The 26,842-nt window shown below is 71.2% G+C and carries 18 protein-coding genes and 1 pseudogene; 16 read left to right on the forward strand and 3 right to left on the reverse strand.

Features of this window, described 5'->3' with window-relative positions; genetic code table 11:
- Positions 1–21: 21 nt before the first annotated feature.
- Positions 22–846, reverse strand: coding sequence for a hypothetical protein (locus ACTWQC_RS07745; protein WP_443314801.1), 825 nt, complete (start codon positions 844–846; stop codon positions 22–24).
- Positions 847–865: 19 nt separating this feature from the next.
- Entirely contained in the window at positions 866–1,810 is a 945-nt protein-coding gene (locus tag ACTWQC_RS07750; protein ID WP_443314802.1) for a hypothetical protein, read from the reverse strand.
- 242 nt (positions 1,811–2,052) lie between these two features.
- On the opposite strand from ACTWQC_RS07750, the gene ACTWQC_RS07755 reads away from it, so the two are divergent.
- The 11 genes from ACTWQC_RS07755 (at position 2,053) to ACTWQC_RS07805 (ending at position 17,734) form a co-directional block, all read left to right on the forward strand.
- Positions 2,053–4,710, forward strand: coding sequence for a valine--tRNA ligase (locus ACTWQC_RS07755; protein ID WP_443314803.1), 2,658 nt, complete (start codon positions 2,053–2,055; stop codon positions 4,708–4,710).
- Between the two features lie 90 nt (positions 4,711–4,800).
- Positions 4,801–6,348, forward strand: coding sequence for a bifunctional tetrahydrofolate synthase/dihydrofolate synthase (gene folC / locus ACTWQC_RS07760; protein ID WP_443314804.1), 1,548 nt, complete (start codon positions 4,801–4,803; stop codon positions 6,346–6,348).
- 1 nt (position 6,349) lies between these two features.
- Entirely contained in the window at positions 6,350–6,706 is a 357-nt protein-coding gene (locus ACTWQC_RS07765) for a DUF4233 domain-containing protein (protein WP_443314805.1), read from the forward strand.
- Between the two features lie 82 nt (positions 6,707–6,788).
- The gene (gene ndk, locus ACTWQC_RS07770; protein ID WP_443314806.1) at positions 6,789–7,202 is read left to right on the forward strand and encodes a nucleoside-diphosphate kinase; all 414 of its coding nucleotides are present in this window, start codon (positions 6,789–6,791) and stop codon (positions 7,200–7,202) included.
- Between the two features lie 306 nt (positions 7,203–7,508).
- Entirely contained in the window at positions 7,509–8,528 is a 1,020-nt protein-coding gene (locus tag ACTWQC_RS07775) for a rod shape-determining protein (RefSeq protein ID WP_443314868.1), read from the forward strand.
- Between the two features lie 186 nt (positions 8,529–8,714).
- Positions 8,715–9,725, forward strand: a complete 1,011-nt coding sequence (gene mreC / locus ACTWQC_RS07780; protein WP_443314807.1) for a rod shape-determining protein MreC — start codon at positions 8,715–8,717, stop codon at positions 9,723–9,725.
- Between the two features lie 3 nt (positions 9,726–9,728).
- Positions 9,729–10,430, forward strand: a complete 702-nt coding sequence (gene mreD / locus ACTWQC_RS07785) for a rod shape-determining protein MreD (protein ID WP_443314808.1) — start codon at positions 9,729–9,731, stop codon at positions 10,428–10,430.
- Positions 10,427–12,610, forward strand: coding sequence for a penicillin-binding protein 2 (mrdA, locus tag ACTWQC_RS07790; protein WP_443314809.1), 2,184 nt, complete (start codon positions 10,427–10,429; stop codon positions 12,608–12,610). Before mreD ends, mrdA begins: the two co-directional genes overlap by 4 nt.
- A complete protein-coding gene (gene rodA, locus ACTWQC_RS07795) occupies positions 12,610–13,812 on the forward strand; it encodes a rod shape-determining protein RodA (protein ID WP_443314810.1) in 1,203 nt (400 codons plus the stop codon). The genes mrdA and rodA overlap by 1 nt, the downstream gene beginning before the upstream one ends.
- 214 nt (positions 13,813–14,026) lie before the next feature.
- The gene (locus ACTWQC_RS07800; protein ID WP_443314811.1) at positions 14,027–15,658 is read left to right on the forward strand and encodes a CYTH and CHAD domain-containing protein; all 1,632 of its coding nucleotides are present in this window, start codon (positions 14,027–14,029) and stop codon (positions 15,656–15,658) included.
- Positions 15,659–15,808: 150 nt separating this feature from the next.
- Positions 15,809–17,734 carry a TIGR03960 family B12-binding radical SAM protein gene (locus ACTWQC_RS07805; RefSeq protein ID WP_443314869.1) on the forward strand — a complete coding sequence of 642 codons (1,926 nt, stop codon included), beginning with the start codon at positions 15,809–15,811 and terminating at the stop codon, positions 17,732–17,734.
- A gap of 968 nt (positions 17,735–18,702) precedes the next feature.
- Here ACTWQC_RS07805 and ACTWQC_RS07810 read toward each other — a convergent pair.
- A pseudogene (locus tag ACTWQC_RS07810) lies at positions 18,703–18,882 on the reverse strand (hypothetical protein); the annotation flags it as partial.
- A gap of 231 nt (positions 18,883–19,113) precedes the next feature.
- Between ACTWQC_RS07810 and ACTWQC_RS07815 the strand changes: the two are divergent.
- From ACTWQC_RS07815 to obgE, 5 genes are all read left to right on the forward strand, one after another.
- Positions 19,114–19,914, forward strand: coding sequence for a TIGR03936 family radical SAM-associated protein (locus ACTWQC_RS07815; protein ID WP_443314812.1), 801 nt, complete (start codon positions 19,114–19,116; stop codon positions 19,912–19,914).
- Positions 19,915–20,131: 217 nt separating this feature from the next.
- The gene (locus ACTWQC_RS07820) at positions 20,132–24,196 is read left to right on the forward strand and encodes an Rne/Rng family ribonuclease (protein ID WP_443314813.1); all 4,065 of its coding nucleotides are present in this window, start codon (positions 20,132–20,134) and stop codon (positions 24,194–24,196) included.
- A 287-nt stretch (positions 24,197–24,483) separates the two neighbouring features.
- Complete coding sequence (rplU, locus tag ACTWQC_RS07825) at positions 24,484–24,804, forward strand: 50S ribosomal protein L21 (protein WP_443314814.1); 321 nt, start codon at positions 24,484–24,486, stop codon at positions 24,802–24,804.
- A 14-nt stretch (positions 24,805–24,818) separates the two neighbouring features.
- Positions 24,819–25,076 (forward strand): 50S ribosomal protein L27, encoded by a 258-nt coding sequence (gene rpmA, locus ACTWQC_RS07830; protein WP_443314815.1) that lies wholly within the window; start codon positions 24,819–24,821, stop codon positions 25,074–25,076.
- Positions 25,077–25,220: 144 nt separating this feature from the next.
- Positions 25,221–26,657: a GTPase ObgE gene (gene obgE, locus ACTWQC_RS07835; protein WP_443314816.1), complete on the forward strand. Its 1,437-nt coding sequence runs from the start codon at positions 25,221–25,223 to the stop codon at positions 26,655–26,657.
- The last annotated feature ends 185 nt before the right edge of the window (positions 26,658–26,842 follow it).

Genomic DNA, 26,842 nt, shown 5'->3' on the forward strand with positions numbered 1-26,842 from the left:
CTTCGGCGTTGCTCCTGCTGCCTACTTCTCGACGCGGACCTCGTTGCGGAACTTGGCGGTGGTCTCCGCCCACTCCTCGATGGACGGCGGCTTGAGGGCGCTCGGGTCGGTGGCCGTGTCCGACGGACCCCACATGACGAGGGCGGCCGTGCTGTCGTCGCCCCACACGCAGAACGGCGTCTTGATGACCTGAAGGTCGTACTCGCCGCACTTCATCAGGTCGCCGTCGAAGCCCGAAGGCTTCTGCTCGGTGGTCTTGGTGCCCTTGGTGAGGCCCTCCGAGATGATCGCGTCCACGGCCTGCTCGGGGTCGGTGACGTTGCCGTACGCTCCGCCGAACCCGATCTTCGCGTCGTCGCTCTTGTACGACGCGCCCGTGGACTGGCCGTCCTCGATGCCGTCGCCGCTGCCGCTCTCCGACGGCGCCTTCTGGCTGTCGTCCTTGGTGTACTTGCCGCCGAGGACCGTCTTCGGCGTCGCCAGCTTGTAGTCGCCGCCGCCACCACCGCCGCCCACGATGAAGTAGGCGCCGGCCGCTATCACCGCGACCCCCACCACACCGGCGATGATGCCGATCGTCTTGCCCTTGCCGCCGCCGCCCTGCGGGGGCGGGGGCGGGGGAGTGCCGCCCCAACCGCCCTGCGGCTGCTGGCCGTACGGGCCGGGCTGTTGCTGCGGCTGGCCCTGCGGGTAGCCGTAGCCCTGCTGCGGCGGCACCTGGCCGGGGCCCTGCTGCGGGTATCCGTAGCCGGGCTGAGGCTGGCCCTGGGGCTGCTGGGGCGGCTGGCCGTAGGGACCCGGCTGCTGCGGCTGGCCGCCGTACGGACCGGGCTGGTTGTAGCTCATGGGGTTCCTCTCGCGGTTACTACTGCTTGATTTCGACGCGCGCGTCGTTGCGTACCTCGGCCGTGGTCTCCGCCGCGGCTCCGATGTCGGCCTTGCCCGAGATGGCGGCGACCGGGTCCACGATCAGGACGCCGCCGACCGTGCTGGAGTCGCCCCAGATGCAGACGGGGATCTCGGCGGTCTTGACGGGCGCGTTCGGGTCATCGTTCGTGACCTTGAACTTCTGGCACTTCATGACGGCGCTGCCGAGGTCTTCGCGCTCGACCGTCTCCGGGCTGCCGACCGGTTCGGTGTCGCCCTCGTCGCCGGCGGACTTCGTCAGCACGACGAACATGGCGTCCACGACCTGTTCAGGGTTCTCGATCTTCCCCCAGAGTCCGGTGAACAGCATCGACTTCTTGGAGCCGGACGCGTATTCGGCCTGGACCGGATGGGGGTCGGACACCCCTGGCATCCGCTTGAGCTCCTCCTTGTCGCTGGAGCTCATGCTGGAGTCGTCCTTGCCCGGGCCCTGGCGCTTGTACTCCTTCGCCACGGTGGCCGGCGTCGTCAGCTTGTGCGGACCGCCATCCGCCGCACTGCCCTTGCCGCTCAGCAGGAAGTACGCACCGGCGGCCACCGCCACGACGGCGACTGCCGCGCCGACGATGATCCCGGTCTTCCTGCTGCTGCCGCCCTGCGGAGGCATCGGCGGCATCTGTCCGTACGGGAGCTGCTGACCAGGCTGGCCGTAAGGACCGGGCTGCTGCCCGTAAGGGCCCGGCTGCTGCGGCTGACCGCCGTACGGGCCCTGCTGTCCCTGACCCTGGCCCGGATAGCCGTAGCCCTGCTGCGGCGGCCCCTGGCCGGGGCCCGCCTGCGGGGAGCCGTATCCGGGCTGACCGGCCGCGCCGCCCTGGGCGTACGGGTTGGGCGCACCGCCCCCGTAGGGACCAGGCTGCGGTGGCGGCTGGTGGTAACTCATTGCATCCCCTCGTTGACAAGACAGTTGGGCACATCCTTCCGGACGTCTTATGCGGTCTTTAACCCGGGGGAGCAACAGGTTGGAAACTGTTGTCGGACAGGTGCGGGCCCACCGGATCAAATGGGACGCGCTGTCGCGCACCGACGGTGTTCGACCGCCCTCAGGCTGCCCGGGAAGCGGCCCGGGAAGCGGCTCGGGAAGCGGTTCGTAAGCGCCCCGGCGCGGCCCTTACACTGGCCGTCGTGACCGACAACACCCAGCGCCCCCAGGACGGGGCCAACAGCGCGCGCCCAGCAGACCTGCCGACCCAGTACGCACCGGCCGAGGTAGAGGGGCAGCTGTACGAGCGCTGGGTAGAGCGCGGCTACTTCGAGGCGGACGCGAAGAGCGACAAAGAGCCGTACACGATCGTCATCCCGCCGCCCAACGTCACCGGCTCGCTCCACCTCGGCCACGCCTTCGAGCACACGCTGATCGACGCCCTCACCCGCCGCAAGCGGATGCAGGGTTACGAGACGCTGTGGCAGCCCGGCATGGACCACGCCGGTATCGCGACGCAGAACGTCGTGGAGCGGGAGCTGGCCAAGGAGGGCAAGTCGCGCCATGACCTCGGCCGCGAGGCGTTCGTCGAGCGGGTGTGGAAGTGGAAGGCCGAGTCCGGCGGCCAAATCTCCGGCCAGATGAAGCGCCTCGGCGACGGCGTCGCCTGGTCCCGCGAGCGCTTCACCATGGACGAGGGGCTGTCCCAGGCCGTCCAGACCATCTTCAAGCGGCTCTACGACGACGAGCTGATCTACCGCGCCGAGCGCATCATCAACTGGTGTCCGCGCTGCCTGACCGCCATCTCCGACATCGAGGTGGAGTACCAGGACGACGAGGGCGAGCTGGTCTCGATCCGCTACGGCGCCGGCGCTGCGTCTGATGCAAAAACGGAGGCGATCGTCGTCGCGACGACGCGCGCCGAGACGATGCTCGGTGACACGGCCGTCGCCGTCCACCCCGACGACGAGCGCTACCGGCACCTCGTCGGCACCGAGATCGAACTGCCGCTGACCGGCCGCCGTATCCCGGTGGTCGCGGACGAGCACGTCGACCCGGAGTTCGGCACCGGCGCCGTCAAGGTCACGCCCGCCCACGACCCGAACGACTTCGAGATCGGGCAGCGGCACGACCTGCCCTCGCTCACCGTGATGGACGAGCACGCGGTCATCACGGCGCACGGCCCGTTCCAGGGCCTGGACCGGCTCGAGGCCCGGTCGGCGATCGTCGCCGCGCTCCGCGCCGACGGCCGTATCGTCGCCGAGAAGCGCCCGTACACCCACTCCGTCGGCCACTGCTCGCGCTGCAAGACCACGATCGAGCCGCGTCTTTCGATGCAGTGGTGGGTCAGGGTCGGCCCGTTGGCGAAGGCCGCGGGCGACGCGGTCCGCGACGGCCGGGTCACCATCCACCCCAAGGAGATGGAGTCCCGCTACTTCGGCTGGGTCGACAACCTCCACGACTGGTGCATCTCGCGCCAGCTGTGGTGGGGCCACCGCATCCCGGTCTGGTACGGGCCGGAGGGCGAGGTCGTCTGCGTCGGTCCCGACGAGGAGCCTCCGAGCGGGGAGGGCTGGCACCAGGACAGCGATGTGCTGGACACCTGGTTCTCGTCCGGCCTGTGGCCGTTCTCCACGCTCGGCTGGCCGCAGCGGACCGAGAGCCTCGAGAAGTTCTATCCGAACTCGGTCATGGTCACGGGCTACGACATCCTCTTCTTCTGGGTCGCCCGGATGATGATGTTCGGGCTCTACGCGATGGACGGCGCCCCGCCGTTCCACACCATCGCCCTGCACGGCATGGTCCGCGACCAGTTCGGCAAGAAGATGTCGAAGTCCTTCGGCAACGCGGTCAACCCGCTGGACTGGATGGACAAGTACGGCTCCGACGCCGTCCGTTTCACCCTGGCCCGCGGCGCCAACCCGGGTGTCGACGTGCCGATCGGCGAGGACTGGGTCCAGGCGTCCCGGAACTTCGCCAACAAGATCTGGAACGCGACGCGCTTCGCGCTGATGAACGGCGCGACGGTCGAGGGCGAACTCCCGGCCGCCGCGGAGCTGCGGGCCGAGGACCGCTGGATCCTGTCCCGGCTGAACAGCGTCATCGCCGAGGTCGACGCGTACTACGAGGACTACCAGTTCTCCAAGCTCAGCGAGGCCCTGTTCCACTTCGCCTGGGACGAGGTCTTCGACTGGTACGTCGAGCTGTCCAAGACCACCTTCGCCAAGGGCGGCCCGGCCGCCGACGCATCCCGGCGCGTCCTGGGCGAGGTCCTGGACGTGACGCTGCGGCTGCTGCACCCCGTCGTCCCGTTCGTCACCGAGGCGCTGTGGACCACGCTCACCGGCCAGGAGTCGGTCGTGGTTGCCGACTGGCCGCGCGACAGCGGGTTTCGCGACCGGGAGGCCGAGCGGGAGATCGAGACCGTCCGGCAGGTCGTCACGGAGGTCCGCCGGTTCCGGGCCGACCAGGGCCTGCAGCCCGGCCAGAAGGTCCCGGCCCGGCTGGATCTGGCCGGCAGCCCGGCGCTCGCGGACCACGAGGACGCGATCCGGCAGCTGCTGCGCCTCCAGCCGGAGGGCGAGGGCTTCACGGCGACGGCCACCCTGCCGGTGGCCGGGGCGACGGTCGCCCTCGACCTGTCGGGCGCGATCGACGTGGAGGCCGAGCGGAAGCGGCTGGCGAAGGACCTGGCGGCGGCCGAGAAGGAGCTGTCGCAGACGACGGCGAAGCTGGGCAACGAGGCGTTCCTGGCGAAGGCCCCGGACCAGGTCGTGGACAAGATCCGCAAGCGCCAGGAGACCGCGAAGTCCGGCATCGAGCGCATCTCCGCCCAGCTGGCGGCCCTGCCCCAGGGCTGAGTCACCGGCGTTCCGCAGCACGCTGAAGGCCCCGCGCACTGCGCGGGGCCTTCGTCATGGACGCCACCACCGCGTCCGTAGACTGGGGGCGTGAGTGAGCGCCCCGAGAACGACGGCCCCGAAGGCCCTGACGGCCGGAACGACCGCGGCCCCGACCCCCTCGCCCAGTTCGACGAGATCGTCGAGGAGGAGACCAGCCGCGACCCCGATCTCGCGGTGATCGAGGCTGGCAGCAGGACCCTGCGTACGCAGGCCGGGCCGCCGCAGGGCGACGTCATCCCGGCCAGGCCCGCCGACCCCGAGGTGGACAAGGCGCTGCGCGAGGTCGAGGCCGAGCTGGCGGGCCGCTGGGGCGAGACCAGGCTCGAACCGTCCACGGTCCGGATCGAGGCCCTGATGGACGTCCTCGGCCAGCCGCAGCGCGCGTATCCCGCCATCCATGTCACGGGCACCAACGGCAAGACCAGCACCGCCCGGATGATCGAGGCCCTGCTGGCCACGTTCGAGCTGCGCACCGGCCGCTACACCAGCCCGCACGTCCAGTCCGTCACCGAGCGGATCAGCCTCGACGGCGGGCCGGTCTCCGCCGAGCGGTTCATCGAGACGTACCGCGACATCCAGCCGTACCTGGAGATGGTCGACGCCTCCCAGGAGCACCGGCTGTCCTTCTTCGAGGTGCTGACGGGCATGGCGTACGCGGCGTTCGCCGATGCGCCGGTCGACGTCGCGGTCGTCGAGGTCGGCATGGGCGGCACCTGGGACGCGACGAACGTGATCGACGGCCAGGTGGCCGTGGTCACCCCGATCGCGCTGGACCACACCGACCGGCTCGGCGATACGCCCGGGACCATCGCCGGCGAGAAGGCGGGCATCGTCAAGCAGGGCGCGACCGTCGTCCTCGCCCAGCAGCCGGTCGACGCGGCGCAGGTGATGCTCAAGCGGGCGGCCGAGATGGACGCCACCGTGGCCCGCGAGGGCATGGAGTTCGGGGTGGTGAGCCGGGAGGTCGCGGTCGGCGGGCAGCTGCTGACGCTGCGCGGCCTGGGCGGCGAGTACCCGGACGTCTTCCTGCCGCTGCACGGCGCGCACATGGCGCACAACGCGGTGGTGGCGCTGGCCGCCGTCGAGGCCTTCTTCGGCATCGGCTCGCAGCACGCCCGCACGCTCGACCTCGAGACCGTACGCGCGGCGTTCGCGTCGGTCTTCTCGCCGGGCCGCCTGGAGGTCGTACGGCGCAGCCCGACGGTGATCCTCGACGCGGCGCACAATCCGAGCGGGGCGCAGGCGGCGGCCGCGGCGGTCGGCGAGGCGTTCGGCTTCAGCCGGCTGGTCGGGGTGGTCGGCACGAGCGGCGACAAGGATGTGAAGGGCTTCCTGGAGGCCTTCGAGCCGATCTTCGCCGAGGTCGTGGTGACCCGGAACTCCACTCACCGCGCGATGGACGTGGACGAGCTCGCGGCGATCGCCGTCGAGGTGTTCGGCGAGGAGCGGGTGCAGGTGGAGCCGCGGCTCGACGACGCCCTGGAGGCGGCGATCACGCTCGCCGAGGAGGAGAGCGAGTTCGCGGGCGGGGGCGTGCTGGTGACCGGCTCCGTGATCACGGTCGGCGAGGCCCGGCTGCTGCTCGGGAGGGCCTGAGATGCGAACCCTGTGCGCTTCCACGCTGATCGGCGAGTTCTTCGTGATCGGCTTCGCGGGTCTGGTCGCCATGCAGACGGCCGGCCTGCACGCGACCACCGTCTGGGCGGTCAGCGGCACCGCCATGGTGCTGAGCGTCCTGCTGTGCGGCATGCTGTCCCGGCCGGGGGCCGTGCAGACCGGCTGGGCGCTGCAGATCGGGCTGATCGCCAGCGGTTTCGTCGTCCCGGTGATGTTCTTCCTCGGCGCGGTCTTCGCGGCCCTGTGGTGGGCCTCGGTCCACTTCGGCCGGAAGGTCGACGAGGCGAAGGCCCGGTTCGCGGCCCAGGCCGCGGCCCCAGGATCCGACGCTGCGTGACGGTGCCGCCATTCGCCCATGTAGCCTCTTCGCACCCGCACATTGCCGCCACCGTCGGCGTATCTCCAAAGGAGCCCGCACCGTGAGCCAGCGCACGCTCGTCCTGCTCAAGCCCGACGCCGTACGACGCGGTCTGATCGGCGAGATCGTCGGCCGTATCGAGAAGAAGGCCGGCTGGAAGATCAGTGCCCTGGAGATGCGCCACCTGGACCGCTCGCTGCTGGAGCAGCACTACGCAGAGCACGTCGGGAAGCCGTTCTACGAGCCGCTGGTGGAGTTCATGTCCTCAGGCCCGGTCGTGGCCCTGGTCGTCGAGGGTGAGCGGGTCGTCGAGGGCCTGCGGGCCCTGGCCGGTCCGACCGACCCGATCGCGGCCGCGCCCGGCAGCATTCGCGGCGATTTCGGCACGATCGTTCGCGAGAACCTGATCCACGCCTCGGACTCGGAGGAGTCCGCCGAGCGTGAGCTGAAGCTGTTTTTTCCCACGGTTGGCTGAAGGCTGCATTTTCCCGTTTTTCCCCTGACGGCTCGTCAGTCGTTTCCGCCTTGTGACCTGGGGCTACCTCAATTATTCGTTCGAACCCTGGCATATGCTCGGCGAAACGGGGAACCTGTCACTCCGACACGACGTCACCAATACGGGGGTAGGCGCGTGTTCTGCTGACAATGGCGGAGTAGCCCTCGCGGCGCGTTCGATCCGGCGTGACTACGATGGACTCCACGCCCTTACAGCGTTCACCTCGCCGACCTACACACACTCGCTCCAGCTGGGAAGGCCAGACGTATCCTCATGGGGAACAATATGTCGTTCATCGGCCGTGACATGGCTGTCGACCTCGGCACCGCCAACACGCTGGTGTACGTCAGGGGTCGTGGGATCGTCCTCAACGAGCCATCCGTCGTCGCCATCAATACGAACACCGGCGGCATCCTGGCGGTCGGCGCGGAAGCGAAGAAGATGATCGGCCGCACCCCCGGCAACATCGTCGCGGTCCGACCTCTCAAGGACGGCGTCATCGCCGACTTCGAGATCACCGAGCGGATGCTCCGCTATTTCATCCTGAAGATCCATAAGCGCCGCTATCTCGCCCGCCCCCGGGTCGTCGTGTGCGTCCCCTCCGGTATCACGGGCGTCGAGCGCCGCGCTGTCATCGAGGCGTCCACCCAGGCGGGCGCCCGCCAGGTGCACATCATCGAGGAACCGATGGCGGCCGCGATCGGCTCCGGCCTCCCGGTCCACGAGGCCACGGGCAACATGGTCGTGGACATCGGCGGCGGCACCACCGAGGTCGCCGTGATCTCGCTCGGAGGAATCGTCACGGCACAGTCGATCCGGGTCGCCGGCGACGAGCTGGACAACGCGATCATCCAGCACATCAAGAAGGAGTACAGCCTCCTTCTTGGTGAGCGGACCGCCGAGAGCATCAAGATCACCATTGGCTCGGCCTACGACAACGAGGACGACGAGCACACCGAGATCCGCGGCCGCGACCTCGTCAGCGGCCTGCCGAAGACCGTCGTCATCTCCACCGGCGAGGTCCGCAAGGCCATGGAGGAGCCGCTCAACGCGATCGTCGACGCGGTCAAGACGACCCTCGACAAGTGCCCGCCGGAGCTCTCCGGCGACGTGATGGACCGCGGCATCGTGCTCACCGGCGGCGGTGCGCTGCTGCGCGGCCTCGACGAGCGGCTGCGCAGCGAGACCGGCATGCCGATCCATATCGCCGAGGACCCCCTGGACTCCGTCGCGCTCGGTTCCGGCAAGTGTGTCGAGGAGTTCGAGGCGCTCCAGCAGGTGCTGGACGCTCAGCCCCGCAGATGACGGAGCGGAACGTGAACCCCACGCGCAGAGCTGTCGCGCGTGGGGCCTCCCCACCGTAGGTCAGGGAGCGGATCGTTCGCACATCGGAACATCCGGCACGACAACTGCCTGACGATTCCCGGACTTTTCCGGGACAATTCCCGAGCAGGACACCCGCATCCGACGAGGAAGGCACGGCCGCCGCACGTGAGGGACACACGAGAGAGCCGGTTGCTCCTGGTGCTGCTGATCGCCATCGCGTTCGCCCTGATCACGGTGGACATCCGCGGTGGCGAGAACTCCCCGCTCGACAGCGCCCGGCGGGCAGCCGCGTCGGCCTTCGGTCCCGTCGAGAACGGTGTCGCCTCCGCCGTGGACCCCATCGGCAACGCCATCGGGGCGGTGCGCGACTCCGACGCGCGGCACAACCGGATCGCCGACCTGGAGCGCGAGAACGCCGCTCTCAAGGCCAGGCTCGGCAGCGACGACCGTACCCGGGGCAGGGCCGCCGAGCTCGACAAGATGCTCAAGACCGCGGGCGCGGGCCGGTACGGCATCAAGGGCGCCGAGGTCATCGCCATAGGAGCCGCCCAGGGCTTCTCCTGGACCGTCACCATCGACGCGGGCAGCGACGACGGCATCGCCCGCGACATGACCGTGCTCAACGGCGACGGCCTCGTCGGCCGCGTCACCACCGTCTCCCCGTCGACCTCGACCGTCCTGCTCGCCAACGACCCGGACTTCACGGTCGGCACGCGCATGGAGAAGACCGCGGAACTGGGCTTCGCCACCGGCCAGGGCGACCGGCCGCTGCGCCTCCAGCTCCTCAACAGCAAGGCCAAGGTGCGGAAGGGCGACCGGCTCATCACCTTCGGCTCGCGCGCCGACCGGCCGTTCGTACCCGGCGTACCGGTCGGCGAGGTCATCCGCGTCGACCCCCTGGGCAACGACCTCACCCGCACCCTCCAGGTCCGCCCGTTCGTCGGCTTCACCAAGCTCGACATCGTCGGGATCGTCGTCCAGCCGCCGCGCAAGGACCCGCGCGACACGGTGCTGCCGCCGCCCGCCAAGCCCAAGCCGACGCCCACGGTCACCGTCACCGCCACCCCCTCCGCCGGAGGATCGGCCGACCCTTCGGGCTCGGCGAGCCCGTCGGCGGCCGGCGCCACCCCCGCCGGCGGCGGGGCAACGCCCGCGCCGAGCCCGACCAGGAGCTGACCCATGCGCTTCAACCGGATGCTGCTCGCCACCACGCTCGTGGTCGTCGCGCTCGTCGTACAGGTGACCATCCTCGCCCGGCTGCGGCTGCCGGGCGCGGTGCCCGACCTGATGCTCCTCGTTGTGCTCGCCCTCGCCCTCGTGTACGGGCACACCGGCGGCTGCCTCGTCGGCTTCGGCGCGGGACTGCTCGCCGACCTCGCGCCACCCGCCGACCACGCGGTGGGCCGCTACGCGCTCGTGCTCTGCGTCATCGGCTATCTGGCGGGTCTCGCCAAGCCCGACAGCGGCCAGGTCCGCTCGGCCACCGGACCCTTGCTGGTCGTCGTCGGCGCCGCCATCGGCACCACCTTGTTGTATGCGGTGGTGGGCGCCCTCGTCGGGGACACGGCCGCCCGCCACGTCGGCGTCACCAGCCTGATCCTCACCGCCGCGCTCTACGACCTGCTGCTGGCGCCCTTCGTGGTGCCGGGGATCATGTGGCTGGCCCGGAGAGCCGAGAACGATCCGATGACGGAGGCGTCGGGCGGCACCGCCGGAGCCGACCACGCGCTGCGGAGCTTCGCGACGGCCGACAGCCTGCTGGGCACCCGTACGAGCCGCGCCGGTCTGCTCGGCCGGTCGTACCGGACCAAGTCAAGAGCCGGACGCCTCAAGGCCGGGCGCCTCAAGGCGGGACGCATCAAGGGGGTCAAGCGCCTATGAGCAATATCCCGCCGACAGGCCGTACCCCGCGGGTCACCATCCGGCTGATCGCCATCCAGATCCTGGTGTTCTCGCTGCTGTTCACGCTCGGCGGCCGCCTCTGGTATCTCCAGGTCCGCAACGGCGAGGAATACGCGCATGAGGCCCGGACCAACCACGTCCAGCAGGTCGTCCAGCCCGCCGTCCGCGGCTCCATCCTCGACGCCCGCGGCGTGGCGCTCGCCGACAACGAGACCCGCCTCGTCGTCTCCGCTAGCCGCACCGACCTCCTCAAGATGAAGGACGACGGCAAGGCCGTGCTCACCAAGCTCGCCGACGTCCTCGACATGACGCCCAAGGAGGTCCAGCAGAAGGTCAGGCTCTGCGACTCCAAGACCCCGCAGCCCTGCTGGAACGGCTCGCCCTACCAGCCCATCCCGATCACCGACGAGGCCACCACCCAGCAGGCGCTGCAAATCCGGGAGCGCGCGGAGGACTTCCCCGGCATCACCGCCGAGCCCACCGCCGTACGCCGCTACCCCTCGCCGCTGAAGGCCAACACCGCCCAGGTCCTGGGCTATCTCTCGCCGGTCACCGACGAGGAGATCCAGAAGGCCAAGGACACCGACTCCCCGTTCCTGCGCTCGGACCAGATCGGCCGCTCGGGGCTGGAGCGGACCTACGACAAGTACCTGCGCGGCAAGGCCGGCGTCACCCGCTACGAAGTGGACAACCTCGGACGCGTCATCGGCCAGACCCAGAGCGACAAGGGCAGGGCCGGTTCCAGCGTCGTCACCAGCATCGACGCCCGCGTGCAGGCCATGGCGGAGCAGGAGCTGGACAAGGCGATGAAGGAGGCGCGCAAGCAGGTGGACCGCAACACCGGCCGCCCGTACGAGGCGGACGCGGGCGCGGTCGTGGTCATGGAGGCGAAGACAGGGCGCGTGGTGGCGATGGCCTCCAATCCCGACTACGACCCGAACGCCTGGGTCGGCGGCATCGACGCCAAGGACTACAAGCGGCTGACCAGCAAGGCGTCCAACTACCCGCTGCTCAACCGGGCCATCCAGGGCCAGGCCGCGCCCGGCTCGATCTTCAAGGTCATCTCCACCGCCGCCTCGCTCAACGCGGGCTACGACTTCAACGGCGGCTACCCGTGCACCAGCTCGTACAGCATCGGCGGCCAGACCTTCAAGAACTTCGAGTCGCAGAGCCACGGCTCGATCAGCCTCGGCCGGGCGCTCGAGGTCTCCTGCGACACCGTCTTCTACGCGCTGGCGCACAAGCAGTGGCAGAAGGACGGCGGGCTCAAGCCGAAGAAGAATGCCAAGGACTGGTTCTACAAGACGGCCCACCAGTTCGGCCTCGGCGCCGAGACCGGCATCGACCTGCCCAACGAGGTCAAGGGCCGGGTTCCCGACCGCCAGTGGAAGAAGGACTTCTGGAAGGCCAACAAGGACGGCTGGTGCAAGCAGGCCAAGAAGGGCGGCAAGGACAAGAAGGACTTCGACACCATCTTCGCGCGTGAGAGCTGCCTCGAGGGCTTCAAGCTGCACGCCTACGACGCGATCAACTACTCGATCGGTCAGGGCGACACCCTCGTCACCCCGATCCAGATGGCGACCATCTACTCCGCGGTCAGCAACGGCGGCACGCTCCACGACCCGACCGTCGGCAAGGCCATCGTCAGCCCCGACGGCAGGCACGTCCAGGAGATCGAGCCCAAGTCCCACGGCAAGCTGCCGGTGACGAAGACGAACCTGAAGAAGATGGACAACGCGTTCGCGGGCGTCGCCACCCGCGGCACCGCGGCCTGGCGGTTCGGCGGCTGGCCCCAGGACAAGATCAAGATGCACGCCAAGACCGGTACGGCCGAGGTCTACGGCAAGCAGACCACCTCCTGGTTCGCCACCTACACCAAGGACTACGCGATCGTGATGACGATCTCGCAGGGCGGCACCGGCTCCGGCGCCTCCGGTCCCGCGGTGCGCAACATCTACAACGCGCTCTACGGAGTCGACGAGAAGGGCGGCATCGACAAGAAGCGCGCCCTGCTCCCCGAGCCGCAGAAGGACCTGCCGAAGATCGAGAGCGACGGCACGATCGAGTCCAAGCCGGCCAAGCCGTACCAGCCCCCGAAGCCGTCGGACTCCGCGTCCCCCGTCGAGCTGGCGGCGGCCCTGCAGAGGCGGAGGGGCTAGTGGCCGGATTCCACACCAGCTTCTCCATCAGCCGCTACCGGCCCGACCTCGGCCTCTGGGGCAAGCTCACCGCGCGCGACTCCCTGATCCGGCGCCTCGACTGGATGATGCTCGGCTCCGCCCTGCTGCTGAACGCGGTCGGCACGCTGCTCGTCTGGTCGGCGACCCGCAACCGCACCGAGATCAACCAGGGCGACCCGTACTACTTCCTCTTCCGGCACGTGCTGAACACCGGCATCGGGCTCGCGCTGATGGTCGGCACGCTCTGGCTCGGCCACCGCACGCTGCGCGGCGCCGTGCCCGTGCTGTACGGCTTCTCCATCCTGCTCACCGCAGCCGTCCTCACCCCGCTCGGCTCGACCATCAACGGCTCGCACGCCTGGATCCAGGTCGGCGGCGGATTCTCCCTGCAGCCCTCGGAGTTCGCCAAAATCACGATCATCCTGGGGATGGCGATGCTGCTGTCGGCCCAGGTGGACGCGGGCGACCGGGTGTACCCCGACCACCGTACGGTCGTCCAGGCGCTCGCCCTGGCCGCGCTGCCCATCGGGATCATCATGCTGATGCCGGACCTCGGCTCGGTGATGGTGATCGTCGTGATGGTGCTGGGCATCCTGCTCGCCTCGGGCGCGTCCAACCGCTGGGTGATCGGGCTCGTCGCCACCGGCGCGGCAGGCGCCGTCGCCGTCTGGCAGCTCGGCCTCCTCGACGAGTACCAGCTCAACCGCTTCGCGGCCTTTGCCAACCCCGAACTCGACCCGGCGGGCGTCGGCTACAACACCAACCAGGCGCGGATCGCGATCGGTTCCGGCGGCCTCACCGGCACGGGCCTCTTCAACGGCCACCAGACCACAGGGCAGTTCGTGCCCGAGCAGCAGACCGACTTCATCTTCACGGTCGCGGGCGAGGAGCTGGGCTTCCTCGGCGCGGGCCTGATCATCCTGCTGCTGGGCATCGTGCTGTGGCGCGCCTGCCGCATCGCCCGGGACACGACCGAGCTGTACGGCACGGTGGTGGCGGCCGGGATCATTGCCTGGTTCGCCTTCCAGTCGTTCGAGAACATCGGCATGACGCTCGGCATCATGCCGGTCGCGGGCCTCCCGCTGCCCTTTATGTCGTACGGCGGCACATCGATGTTCGCGGGCTGGATCGCCATCGGACTGCTTCAGTCGATCAAGGTGCAGCGGCCGGTGTCTGCCTAGAGCCGTGTCCGGCGGACCATTCCTCACCCCAAACACTCCCGTAACCAGGGGCTTTCGCCCCTGGAGCCCGGGGTCTGGGGCGGAGCCCCCGCGCGGCGGAGCCGCATATCGTCCGCAGCCGGGAAGGGCGGGTCAGGGAGACTGCCCGCCGCAGGCGCCGGTGTGACCCTCCGCGGTGCTGCCGTTCACCGGGCGGCCCCGGTAGATTCACTCTATGGCGGACCAGGTACGCGAGATCGAGCGCAAGTACGAGGCCACCCAGGACGGGCTGCCCGACCTTGCCGCCGTTCCCGGGGTGGCGGCCGTGGTCGACAAGGGCGTGACCAGCCTTGACGCCACCTATTACGACACCGAGGACGAGCGGCTCGCCGCGGACGGCATCACGCTGCGCCGCCGGACGGGCGGGGACGACGCGGGCTGGCATCTGAAACTGCCCGTCGACGAGGACGTACGCGAGGAGATCCGCGTCCCGCTGTCCGAGCAACTGCCGCAGGAGCTGGCCGGGCTCGTACGGTCCCGGGTCAGGACCGCCCCGCTCGTACCGATCGTCCGGCTGCGCTCCGAGCGTGACCTGCGGCATCTCGTCGACTCCGACAGGAAGGTGCTCGCGCAGGTCAGCGTGGACGAGGTCGCCGCGGAACGGCTGACCGGCGGCGACGGGACCGCCCACTGGACCGAGATCGAGGTCGAACTCGGCGAGGGCGCGGAGCCGGACCTCCTCGACGCGGTCGAACGGACTTTGACGGAGGCCGGCATACGGCGGGCGGCCGGGCCCTCGAAGCTCGCTCGGGCGCTCGATGAGACGAGGCCCGGCGCCGAGCCCGCGCAGCCGGAGCAGGCCGGGAAGGCCGGAAAAGCCGGAAAAGCCGGGAAGGCCGGAAAGCGGGCCAAGCCCGGGAAGGCGGCGAAGGCCGCGAAGCCTGAGAAGCCGGGGAAGGCCGCCAAGCGCAGCAAGGCAACGCCCACCGCCGGTGACCACCTCCTGCGGTACCTGCGCGCGCAGATCACCGCCATCGTCGAGCTCGACCCCGCCGTGCGCCGCGACCAGCCCGACTCCGTACACCGCATGCGCGTCGCCACCCGCCGCCTGCGCAGCGCCTTCAAGTCCTTCCGCGAGGTCCTCGACCGGAGCGTGACCGACCCGATCGGCGACGAGCTGAAGTGGCTCGCGGCCGAGCTGGGCGTGGACCGCGACCGCGAGGTGCTGACCGCCCGGCTCTACGAGCGGCTGGACGAGCTGCCGCGCCCCCTTCTCGTAGGGCCCGTGCGCAGCAGGCTCCGCACCTGGTCCAACGCCAGGCGCCGCGGTTCGCGCCGCCATGTCATCGGCGTTCTCGACAGCACGCGCTACACCGGCCTCCTCGACACCCTCGACGCGCTGCTCGCCGACCCGCCGCTGCGTCCCGCCGCCGGACGCCCCGCGCTCGACGTCATCCCCGGCTCCGTCCTCGCCGACTTCGACCGCCTCGCGAAGTGCGTGGACTCCGCGCTCGCGGCCCCGCGCGGCCACGACCGGGACGTCGCCATGCACGAGGCACGCAAGGCCGCCAAGCGCACCCGCTACGCCGCCGAGGCCGCGCAGCCCGCGATCGGCAAGACGGCGATGCGACTCGTCCGGCACATGAAGGCGCTCCAGGACGCCCTCGGCGACCACCAGGACAGCGTGGTCGCCCGCGAGGCCCTCCGCGACCTCGCCGACCAGGCGCACGAGGCCGGGGAGAGCGCCTTCACCTTCGGGTTGCTGTACGGCCACGAGGAGGCTTGCGCGGCCGCCCGCGAGGACGAGCTGCCCCAGGCGTGGCAGGAGGCCTCCCGTAAGGAACTGCGGGCAGCGCTGCGGCGCTGAGGCGCGGGGCTGACCGTGGCCGCGAATCGCGCGGCTGCTGCGGGGGCTGATGCGTGCGCCGATATGCGGACCGATCCGGCGGCCCCGGGCACACCCGGCGCGCACGGTACGCTGGATGGTCACCCTTGCCCGCTCACGAGAGACACAATGATGCCTGTCGAGTCGGTCTTCCCACGCCTGGAAGCGCTTCTCCCGCATGTCCAGAAGCCGATCCAGTACGTCGGCGGAGAGCTCAACTCCACCGTCAAGGACTGGGACGCCTGCGATGTGCACTGGGCGCTCATGTACCCGGACGCGTACGAGGTCGGACTGCCCAACCAGGGCGTCATGATCCTCTACGAGGTGCTCAACGAGCGCGAGGGCGTCCTCGCCGAGCGGACGTACAGCGTCTGGCCGGACCTCGAGGAGCTGATGCGCGAGCACCGAGTCCCGCAGTTCACGGTGGACTCGCACCGCCCGGTCAGCGCCTTCGACGTGCTCGGCGTCTCCTTCTCCACCGAGCTGGGCTACACCAACCTCCTCACGGCCCTCGACCTCTCCGGCATCCCCATGGAGGCCAGGGACCGCACCGAGGACCACCCGCTGGTCATGGCGGGCGGACACGCGGCCTTCAACCCCGAGCCGATCGCGGACTTCATCGACTGCGCGGTCATCGGCGACGGCGAGCAGGCGGTCCTGGAGATCACCGAGATCATCCGGGCGTGGAAGGCCGAGGGCCGCCCGGGCGGCCGTGACGAGCTGCTCTTCCGCCTCGCGAAGACCGGCAGCGTGTACGTGCCGAAGTTCTACGACGTGGAGTACCTGTCCGACGGCCGGATCTCCCGCGTCGTACCGAACCGCTCCGGCGTCCCGTGGCGCGTGTCCAAGCACACCGTCATGGACCTCGACGAGTGGCCGTACCCGAAGCAGCCGCTGGTTCCGCTGGCCGAGACCGTCCATGAGCGGATGTCCGTGGAGATCTTCCGCGGCTGCACCCGCGGCTGCCGTTTCTGCCAGGCGGGCATGATCACCCGCCCGGTGCGCGAGCGGTCGATCACCGGCATCGGCGACATGGTCGACAAGGGCCTGAAGAACACGGGCTTCGAGGAGGTCGGCCTCCTCTCCCTCTCCTCCGCGGACCACAGCGAGATCGGCGACATCGCCAAGGGCCTCGCCGACCGCTACGAGGAGGACAAGATCGGCCTCTCGCTGCCCTCGACCCGGGTCGACGCCTTCAACATCGACCTGGCCAACGAGCTGACCCGCAACGGCCGCCGGTCCGGCCTCACTTTCGCCCCCGAGGGCGGCTCCGAGCGCATCCGCAAGGTCATCAACAAGATGGTCTCGGAGGAGGACCTGATCCGGACCGTCGCGACGGCGTACGGCAACGGCTGGCGGCAGGTGAAGCTCTACTTCATGTGCGGCCTGCCCACCGAGACCGACGACGACGTGCTGCAGATCGCCGACATGGCGACGAAGGTCATCGCCAAGGGCCGTGAGGTGTCGGGGAAGAACGACATCCGCTGCACGGTGTCGATCGGCGGGTTCGTGCCCAAGCCGCACACCCCCTTCCAGTGGGCGCCGCAGCTGTCCGCCGAGGACACCGACGCGCGCCTGGAGAAGCTGCGCGACAAGATCCGCGGCGACAAGAAGTACGGCCGCTCGATCGGCTTCCGCTACCACGACGGCAAGCCCGGCATCGTCGAGGGCCTGCTCTCGCGCGGCGACCGGCGGGTCGGGGCGGTCATCCGGGCCGTGTACGAGGACGGGGGACGCTTCGACGGCTGGCGCGAGCACTTCTCGTACGACCGGTGGATGGCGTGCGCCGGGAAGACGCTGCCGGAGTTCGGCGTGGACGTCGACTGGTACACGACCCGTGAGCGGGCTTACGAGGAGGTCCTGCCCTGGGACCACCTGGACTCCGGTCTCGACAAGGACTGGCTCTGGGAGGACTGGCAGGATTCGCTCGACGAGACCGAGGTCGAGGACTGCCGCTGGACCCCGTGCTTCGACTGCGGCGTCTGCCCGCAGATGGACACGCAGATCCAGATCGGCCCGACGGGCAAGAAGCTGCTGCCCCTGACGGTCGTCAACTAGCAGGCGGCGAGCGCGAGATCAGTTCGTCACCGCGGCCCCGCAACCGCGCGGGGCCGCGGTGACGTATTGCCAGGTGGGACCCAACGGGGGAGGGCCGCATGGAGCAGGTGCCACAGGTGCCGCAGGTCTCACTGGTCAAGGAGGGCGGGCACGACGCGCCGGTGGGGCTGCCCGGTGGGCTGCCCGACCACCCGGCGCCCGCTGATGGCTGCCTGGCCGTCGCCGTCCGCATCCCCGTACGGATCGTGGTCCTGCTCGTCGTCGTGCCCGTACGGATGGTGTGGGACGCGCTCGTCGTCTGCGGCAAGGCGCTGGAGCGTACGGTGCTGCGGCCGCTCGGCCGGGCGCTGGGATGGCTGTGGCGCACCCTGGTGGTCATCCCCGCGACCGCGGTGGGCCGGGCGCTGGAGTGGCTGTGGCACACCGTGGTCGTCGTCCCGTGCGCCGCCGTGGGGCGGGCCCTGGCGTGGCTCGGCCGGACCTTGATCGTCACGCCGCTCTCCTGGCTCTGGCGGAGGGTGGTCGCCCCGGCGGCCCGCGGCCTGGGCATCGCCCTGGTCTGGCTGGCCAAGGCGCTCTTCGTCTGGCCGTGGGCCGCCCTCTACCGGTACGTCCTCGCGCCCGCCGGCCGGGCCCTTGCCACGGCCGCCGCATGGCTGGCCCGGCACCTCGTGGCGATTCCCGCCATCGCGCTGTACGCCCATGTGCTCAGGCCCGCCGGCCGCGCCCTCGTCCGGCTCGGCCGCACCCTCGGGGCGGGCGCGGCCGCAACCTTGCGCGGCATCGGCACCGCCCTCACCTGGCTGGGCCGCACCCTGATCGTGATCCCCGCCGTCGCCCTCTACCGCTACGTCCTCACCCCCGCCGGGCACGGCCTGCTGTGGCTCGGCCGGGTCCTCGTCGTCGCCCCGCTCGTCGCCGTCTGGCGGTGGGTCCGGGGGCCCGTCGGGCATGCCGCGGCCGTGGTCTGCCGTGAGATCGGCGATGCGCTCGGCCACGCGTGGCGGGTCGCGGGGTACGTCTCCCGTGCCGTCGGGCGCTTCTTCGCAACGATCCTCCGGTGGACCTTCGTCGAGCCGGTCCGCTGGGCGTACCGCACACTCCTCACGCCCGTCGGACATGTCGTACGCGACCACTTCTGGCGCCCGGCGGCCCGTGCCGTACGGGACGCGGGCAGCGGCGCGCGGCAGGCCCTGGCGTCCGCGCGCGCGTCCGCACGGCAGACACGGGCCGAAGTCCGCCGTCTGCTCTTCGGGGCGCCCCGCCGGGAACCCACCGCGCCGGAGACACGTACTCTAGGTAGCAGTACGACCGCTCTGACGAAGGACTGAACGACTCTGGGCAAGCGACAGCCCGAAGGCCCTCCGCCCGCGCCCGCGGTGCAGCGCATCCGACTGCGCTACACCAAGCGCGGCCGCCTCCGGTTCACCAGCCACCGCGACTTCCAGCGCGCCTTCGAGCGGGCGCTGCGCCGCGCCGAGGTGCCCATGGCCTACTCGGCCGGTTTCACGCCGCACCCGAAGGTGTCGTACGCCAATGCCGCACCCACCGGCACGGGCAGCGAGGCCGAGTATCTGGAGATCGCCCTCACCGAGCCGCGCGACCCCGACAAGCTGCGCGAGCTGCTCGACGAGTCGCTGCCGGCCGGGCTCGACGTCACCGACGCCGTCGAGGCGCGGACGTCCGGTCTCGCCGACCGTCTCGGCGCGTCGGTCTGGGAGCTGCGCCTCGACGGGGTCGGGCTGCCGGAGGCCCAGGGGGCCGTCGCGAGCTTCCTCGCGGCGGAGTCCGTCGAGGTCGAGCGGCGTACGAAAAATGGATTGCGCACCTTCGACGCGCGTGGTGCGGTCGCGTGCCTCGAGGCGGTCGAAGGGGCGGCTGATAGGCCCGGGGAGGGGGCCTGTGCGATACTGCGGCTGGTTGTCCGGCATTCGACACCTGCCGTACGACCCGACGACGTCCTGTCCGGTCTCCGAGCTACGGCCGACCTGGCGCCGCCGGTCCCCGCTGCGGTGACCAGGCTGGCGCAGGGGCCGCTCGATGAGGAGTCCGGCACGGTGACCGACCCGCTCGCGCCCGACCGCGAGGCAGTCATGGCCGCCCCACCCACGGCCGCCGGGCTGACCGCCGCGACAGGAGCACCGCCCGCTCGCGGGGGAGCGCCGGAAGGTTCCGCGTAGGACTCGTCGATGTGCCGTCGATGCACCAGGGAGCCACCCGGGTCCGGCAGGCGCACTGACACAGAAGACTTTCGCCGGTGCCGGCCACATGGCCCCGGCGAGTGACACATAGCTCCCGTGTGGCGCCCGCGCCCCGGACAGCGGCACCGCGCACATCACGCGGGCCGCGGCCGGAATCCGGCGCGGCGCCCGGGAGCGTGACGGGAGAACCGCCCGCATGCTTGAGCCGATCGAGCCCAAGGAGGCGGCGCTGGGCAGCGCCGCCGGGGACAGCTCAGAGAACAACAGCCCCAGCGACCACCTGCCGCCGCGGCGCCGCCGCGCGGCGTCCCGCCCGGCGGGCCCGCCGCCCGGCGGCGCGACACCGGACCCGGCCGGACCGGTGGGATCGATGGGGTCCACGGACCCGGCGTCGGCCATACCGGCCACGGGGTCCGCTGCCGAGGAGACCGCTGACGTATCGGAGGCGGTCGCTGCTGCTGCGACGACCGAGCCCGGTGCAACCGGCGTCGGCGACGCTGTCGCCGCGTCCGCGATCGGTGACGTCCCGGGCGAGGCCGCTGATGCGGAGGAGTCCGCAGCTGCAGAGCCCGAGGCCGCCGGCGCGCAGGACACGGAGTCCGGGGAACCCGGCGGCGTGCCTGTCGTAGCGGCCGCCGGCGATGTCGCGACGGATACGGCCGGCGAGGCCGGTGCCGTGTCCGGGGCGGTGCCGACCGGCGCCGAGGCCACTGCGTCCGGTGAGGCCGCCGAGGAGGCGAAGCCCGCTCGTACGCGCCGCCGCGCGACCCGTAAGGCGTCGGCTCCGGCGGGCCCCCCGAAGGCCGAGGAGACCGAAGCGGCCGAGGCCGCGGAGGCTGTGACGGTGACCGCGAGCAGCGTTGCTGCCGGTGACGTCTCGGGCGAGGCCGCTGATGCGGAGGAGTCCGCAGCCGCAGAGCCCGAGGCCGCCGGCGCGCAGGACACGGAGTCCGGGGCATCCGGCGTCGTGCCTGCCGCCGAGGCCGTCGCATCCGGTGAGGCCGCGGACGAGGCGAAGCCCGCTCGTACGCGCCGCCGCGCGACCCGCAAGGCGACCGCTCCGGCGGGGCCGCCCCTGGTCGAGGAGGCCGGAGCGGCTGAGGCCGCGGAGGACCTGACGGCCGCCGCGGCCGATGCCGGAGGCGCCGGGTCGGGTGAGGCCGCCGAGGAGCCCGCGGTGGCCGCTGCCGCCGTGGTCGGCGAGCCCGCCGATGCCGCTGCTGCCGCGTCCGGTGACGCCGCCGAGGACACGAAGCCCGCCCGTTCGCGTCGGCGCGCGACCCGTAAGGCCGCCGCGCCTGCCGCTGAGGCCGCCGCGCAGGAGGTCGCGCCGGAGAGCGGCGAGGCCGCACCTGCCCCGGCCGAGGAGGCCGCCGCGCCCCGCGGACGTACGCGCCGCCGCGCCGCCCGTAAGGCGACCGCCGAAGCCGAGCCGCAGGCGGCAGCGCAGGCCGAGGAGCCCGGCGAGGCCCGGGAGCCCGAGTCCGCGCCGGAGGCGAAGTCGCGGCGGAGGCGCCCGCCGACGGCCGTCTTCCAGCCGCCGGTGTTCACCGAGCCGATGTTCCAGACGCCCGAGCGTGCCGCCGCTGCCGCCGCCGAGGCGGCCGAGTCCGGCGAGGAGCGGGACGAGGAGCCCGAGCAGGAGGAGCCGCGGCCCGCCGCCACCGGCCGCCGTCGCCGCCGCCGTGGTGCCGCGGCGGAGGAGGCCGCCCCGGAGCCCGCCGAGGCCGCGGAGGAGCAGACCGAGGCCGAGGAGGAGACCGAGGAGGCCACGGAGGAGTCGGGCGAGCGCCCGGCCCGCCGTCGCCGCCGCGGCGGGCGCCGCCGTCGTCGTGGCGAGCCCGCCGATGCCGCGGAGACCGCCGAAGGCGAGGCCGAGGAGCGGCCCGAGGCCGGAGCGGAAGCGGAAGAGGCCGCGGAGGAGCGGGAGGCCGAGGAGGAGGCCGCCGCCGGCGCCGGTACGAGCACCAGCCGCCGTCGTCGCCGTCGCCGCCGCCGCAGTGGCGATGCCGCCGATGCCGAGCCGACTGCCGACGAGCCGGAGCGTACGGTCGTCAAGATCCGCGAACCGCGCCCCAAGGCGGAACCGGCCGACGAGGTGCAGTCCATCAAGGGCTCCACCCGGCTGGAGGCCAAGAAGCAGCGCCGCCGCGAGGGGCGCGAGCAGGGCCGCCGCCGCGTGCCGATCATCACCGAGGCTGAGTTCCTGGCCCGCCGCGAGGCCGTCGAGCGCGTGATGGTCGTGCGCCAGAACGGCGACCGCACCCAGATCGGCGTGCTCGAGGACAACGTCCTCGTCGAGCACTTCGTCAACAAGGAACAGGCCACCTCGTACGTCGGCAACGTCTACCTGGGCAAGGTCCAGAACGTTCTGCCGTCCATGGAGGCCGCGTTCGTCGACATCGGCAAGGGGCGGAACGCCGTCCTCTACGCCGGTGAGGTCAACTTCGAGGCGCTGGGCATGGCCAATGGCCCGCGCCGCATCGAGACCGCGCTGAAGTCCGGCCAGTCGGTCCTCGTCCAGGTCACGAAGGACCCGATCGGCCACAAGGGCGCCCGGCTGACCAGCCAGGTCTCCCTCCCCGGCCGCTACCTGGTCTACGTGCCCGAGGGCTCGATGACCGGCATCAGCCGCAAGCTCCCCGACACCGAGCGCTCCCGCCTGAAGCAGATCCTCAAGAAGATCGTCCCCGAGGACGCGGGCGTCATCGTCCGTACGGCCGCGGAGGGCGCGAGCGAGGAGGAGCTGCGGCGGGACGTCGAGCGGCTGCAGGCGCAGTGGGAGGAGATCCAGAAGAAGTCGAAGAACGGCAACGCGCCGACCCTCCTCTACGGCGAGCCGGACATGACCGTCCGCGTCGTCCGCGACATCTTCAACGAGGACTTCACCAAGGTCATCATCAGCGGCGAGGAGGCCTGGGAGACGATCCACGGCTACGTCTCGCACGTCGCGCCCGACCTCACGGAGCGGCTGCAGAAGTGGTCGTCCGACGTCGACGTCTTCGCCACGTACCGGATCGACGAACAGCTGATGAAGGCCCTGGACCGTAAGGTCTGGCTGCCGAGCGGCGGTTCGCTGGTGATCGACCGGACCGAGGCGATGGTCGTCATCGACGTCAACACCGGCAAGTTCACCGGTCAGGGCGGCAACCTCGAGGAGACGGTCACCAGGAACAACCTGGAGGCGGCCGAGGAGATCGTGCGTCAGCTCCGGCTGCGTGACCTCGGCGGCATCATCGTGATCGACTTCATCGACATGGTGCTCGAGTCCAACCGGGACCTGGTGCTGCGGCGGCTGCTGGAGTGCCTGGGCCGGGACCGTACGAAGCACCAGGTCGCCGAGGTCACCTCGCTCGGCCTGGTCCAGATGACCCGCAAGCGGGTCGGCCAGGGGCTGCTGGAGTCCTTCTCCGAGACCTGCGTGCACTGCAACGGGCGCGGCGTCATCGTCCACATGGACCAGCCGACGGTGGCCGGCGGCGGGGGCGGCGGCAAGCGCAAGCGGAAGGGCAAGGGCCCGGCCCAGCCCGAGCCGACGCCCGCGCACGCGCACGAGCACGAGCCGGAGGTCATCGAGGCGGAGGTCGAGACGGCGCCGCCGGTGGTGGCGGAGGCGCGGCCGGAGGTTCCCGAGCCGGGGCCGCTGCCGGAGCCGGCGTTCGCGCCGGACGAGGAGCTGTTCAGCAGCGCCGCCGAAGCGGAGGCAGCCGCGACCCGAGGCCGTACGCGCCGCCGGGCGACCCGCAAGGTGTCCGCGCCTGCCGGGCCGCCGAAGGCAGCGGAGGCGGCCGAGGAGGCGGCGGTCGTCGTCACCCCGGCCCGTGAGACCGAGCCCGAGGCGGCAGCGGCCGAGGAGCCGCGGCCGAAGCCGGTGGCCGCGGAGGAGGCCCCGGAGGAGGCCGCGGAGCCGAAGCCCGCGCGGGCCCGTCGCCGGGTGACGCGCAAGGCGACGGCACCGGCGGGCTCGCCGAAGGGTGCGGACGAGGCCGCGGTGACGGTCGTACCGTCCGGCGAGGGCGAGGGCGAGGAGCGCCCGGAGGCCGGGGCCGAGGAGGCCGCGGCTCCGGCGAAGAAGACGGCCCGCAAGTCTGCTGCCAAGAAGGCGGCGGCGAAGAAGGCCACCGCCAAGAAGGCTGCGGTGAAGAAGACCACGGCCAAGAAGGCGGCCGCGAAGAAGACGACGGCCAAGAAGGCCGCGAAGAAGACGGTGGCGGCGGACCAGTCCGCCCCGACCGTCTCCTCCCCGGCCGACGAGTCGTAGCATCGCGACGCCGCCCGCCTGCGCCCCTTCCAGGGCCAGGCGGGCGGCACACGCCCGGTGCCGCGAACCCCGCCCCGAGTCGGCCACCCCGGTGAGGGGATCGGTTTGACCGGCCGGTCGGGGCCCCGTAACCTTGACCGTCGGCGTCTGTACGCCAACCCCTGAGCAACTCCCTCTCGGCTCCGCCGGGAGAGGCCGCTCGTCCTTCCGGATATCGCGGGCTCCTGAGTCCGTGTGAGCGGCTGGCGTCATGGGTTCCCGTTGAACGAGCAGAGAGTGAGATCCGCGTGTACGCGATCGTGCGCAGCGGTGGCCGCCAGCACAAGGTGGCTGTCGGCGACATCGTTGAGGTTGACAAGATTCCCACCAGCAACGTGGGCGACACGGTCGAGCTCTCGACCCTGCTCGTTGTCGACGGTGAGGCCGTGACCAGCGACCCGTGGGTGCTGGCCGGGATCAAGGTGCAGGCCGAGGTCGTGGACCACCACAAGGGTGCCAAGATCGACATCCTGCGCTACAAGAACAAGACCGGTTACCGGCGTCGCCAGGGCCACCGCCAGCAGTACACGGCGCTGAAGATCACCGGCATCCCCACGGCTGCGAAGTAAGGGACTGAGGAGAGATGGCACACAAGAAGGGCGCATCGTCCACTCGGAACGGTCGCGACTCCAACGCTCAGCGGCTCGGCGTGAAGCGCTTCGGCGGCCAGATCGTCAGCGCCGGTGAGATCCTGGTCCGCCAGCGCGGCACCCACTTCCACCCGGGCACCGGCGTGGGCCGTGGCGGCGACGACACGCTGTTCGCCCTCGCCGCCGGCGCGGTCGAGTTCGGCACCAGCCGTGGTCGCAAGGTCGTGAACATCGTCCCGGTCGCTGAGTAATCAGCCCGGCGCGACACAGCACCTTTTCCGAGGGCGGACCGCTCTTCCCGGCGACGGGAAGCGGGTCCGCCCTCGGCGCGTTAGTAGAACGACATTCCGTACGCATCGGGCGTACGCCGTAGGACGTAACGGGAGGCAATCCGCATGACCACCTTCGTGGACCGCGTCGAGCTGCATGTCGCCGCGGGTAACGGAGGCCACGGCTGCGCCTCCGTGCACCGCGAGAAGTTCAAGCCGCTCGGGGGCCCCGACGGCGGCAACGGCGGCCGTGGCGGCGATGTGATCCTGGTCGTCGACCAGTCGGTCACCACGCTCCTCGACTACCACCACAGCCCGCACCGCAAGGCCACCAACGGCAAGCCGGGTGAGGGCGGCAACCGCTCCGGCAAGGACGGCACGGACCTCGTACTCCCCGTCCCCGACGGCACCGTCGTCCAGGACAGGCAGGGCAACGTCCTCGCCGATCTGGTCGGGCACGGCACCCGCTTCATCGCCGCCCAGGGCGGCCGCGGCGGCCTCGGCAACGCCGCGCTCGCCTCCGCCCGCCGCAAGGCGCCCGGCTTCGCGCTGCTGGGCGAGCCGGGCCAGGCGGGCGACGTTGTGCTGGAGCTGAAGACCGTCGCCGACGTGGCGCTGGTCGGCTACCCGAGCGCCGGCAAGTCCTCGCTGATCTCGGTGCTCTCGGCCGCCAAGCCGAAGATCGCCGATTACCCCTTCACCACCCTCGTCCCCAACCTCGGTGTGGTGACGGCCGGTTCGACCGTCTACACGATCGCGGACGTGCCGGGGCTGATCCCGGGCGCCAGCCAGGGCAAGGGCCTGGGCCTGGAGTTCCTGCGGCACGTCGAGCGCTGCTCCGTGCTCGTACACGTTCTGGACTGCGCGGCGCTGGAGTCCGAGCGCGACCCGGTCACCGACCTCGATGTGATCGAGGCCGAGCTGGCGGAGTACGGCGGTCTCGACGGACGGCCGCGGATCGTGGCCCTCAACAAGACCGACATCCCCGACGGCAAGGACCTCGCCGACATCATCCGGCCCGACCTCGAGGCCCGCGGCTTCCAGGTCTTCGAGGTGTCCGCGGTCTCCCACGCCGGTCTGAAGGAGCTGTCCTTCGCCCTCGCGAAGATCGTCGCGGACGCGCGGGCGGCGAAGCCGAAGGAGGAGGCGACCCGGATCGTCATCCGGCCGAAGGCCGTGGACGACGCGGGCTTCACGGTCACCGGGGAGAGCGGCTTCTACCGGGTGCTCGGCGAGAAGCCCGAACGCTGGGTCCGGCAGACCGACTTCGCCAACGACGAGGCCGTCGGCTACCTCGCGGACCGGCTGAACCGCCTCGGCGTCGAGGAGGAGTTGATGAAGGCCGGGGCCCGGGCGGGCGACGAGGTCGTCATCGGGGGCGGGGACGACGCGGTCGTCTTCGACTGGGAGCCGACGATGGCGACGGGGGCGGAGATGCTCGGGCGGCGCGGCGAGGATCACCGCTTCGAGGCGCCGCGGCCGGCCGCGCAGCGCCGCCGCGACCGCCAGGCGGCGCGCGACGAGGTCCAGGACGAATACGAGGACTTCGACCCCTTCGCGTAGCCGTGCCCTCGCCGGGCGGGCCGGAGGCGGCGACGATGTTCAGCCACCCGCAGCTGCGCAGACCTGCCCGGCGCATGCGCCCCGCCACGCGCGAATCCGCTGCGAAAACCGCCCGGGAGCATAGCCTCCCGGGCGGTTTCGCGTGCGCCGCGTGCGCCCGCCTGCCCACGAACCCCCGAGGCCCG

This window comes from Streptomyces sp. 8N616 (assembly GCF_052246385.1).
Taxonomy (GTDB): Bacteria; Actinomycetota; Actinomycetes; order Streptomycetales; family Streptomycetaceae; genus Streptomyces.

What these genes read in the sequence shown, in the direction of transcription:
- ACTWQC_RS07800 (WP_443314811.1), top strand. Translation starts at nt 14,027, where the DNA reads ATGGCGGACCAGGTACGCGAGATCGAGCGCAAGTACGAGGCCACCCAG.
- obgE (WP_443314816.1), top strand. Translation starts at nt 25,221, where the DNA reads ATGACCACCTTCGTGGACCGCGTCGAGCTGCATGTCGCCGCGGGTAAC.
- ACTWQC_RS07820 (WP_443314813.1), top strand. Translation starts at nt 20,132, where the DNA reads ATGCTTGAGCCGATCGAGCCCAAGGAGGCGGCGCTGGGCAGCGCCGCC.
- ACTWQC_RS07775 (WP_443314868.1), top strand. Translation starts at nt 7,509, where the DNA reads ATGTCGTTCATCGGCCGTGACATGGCTGTCGACCTCGGCACCGCCAAC.
- ACTWQC_RS07750 (WP_443314802.1), bottom strand. Translation starts at nt 1,810, where the DNA reads ATGAGTTACCACCAGCCGCCACCGCAGCCTGGTCCCTACGGGGGCGGT.
- rpmA (WP_443314815.1), top strand. Translation starts at nt 24,819, where the DNA reads ATGGCACACAAGAAGGGCGCATCGTCCACTCGGAACGGTCGCGACTCC.
- mreD (WP_443314808.1), top strand. Translation starts at nt 9,729, where the DNA reads ATGCGCTTCAACCGGATGCTGCTCGCCACCACGCTCGTGGTCGTCGCG.
- ACTWQC_RS07765 (WP_443314805.1), top strand. Translation starts at nt 6,350, where the DNA reads ATGCGAACCCTGTGCGCTTCCACGCTGATCGGCGAGTTCTTCGTGATC.
- ACTWQC_RS07745 (WP_443314801.1), bottom strand. Translation starts at nt 846, where the DNA reads ATGAGCTACAACCAGCCCGGTCCGTACGGCGGCCAGCCGCAGCAGCCG.
- ACTWQC_RS07805 (WP_443314869.1), top strand. Translation starts at nt 15,809, where the DNA reads ATGCCTGTCGAGTCGGTCTTCCCACGCCTGGAAGCGCTTCTCCCGCAT.
- mrdA (WP_443314809.1), top strand. Translation starts at nt 10,427, where the DNA reads ATGAGCAATATCCCGCCGACAGGCCGTACCCCGCGGGTCACCATCCGG.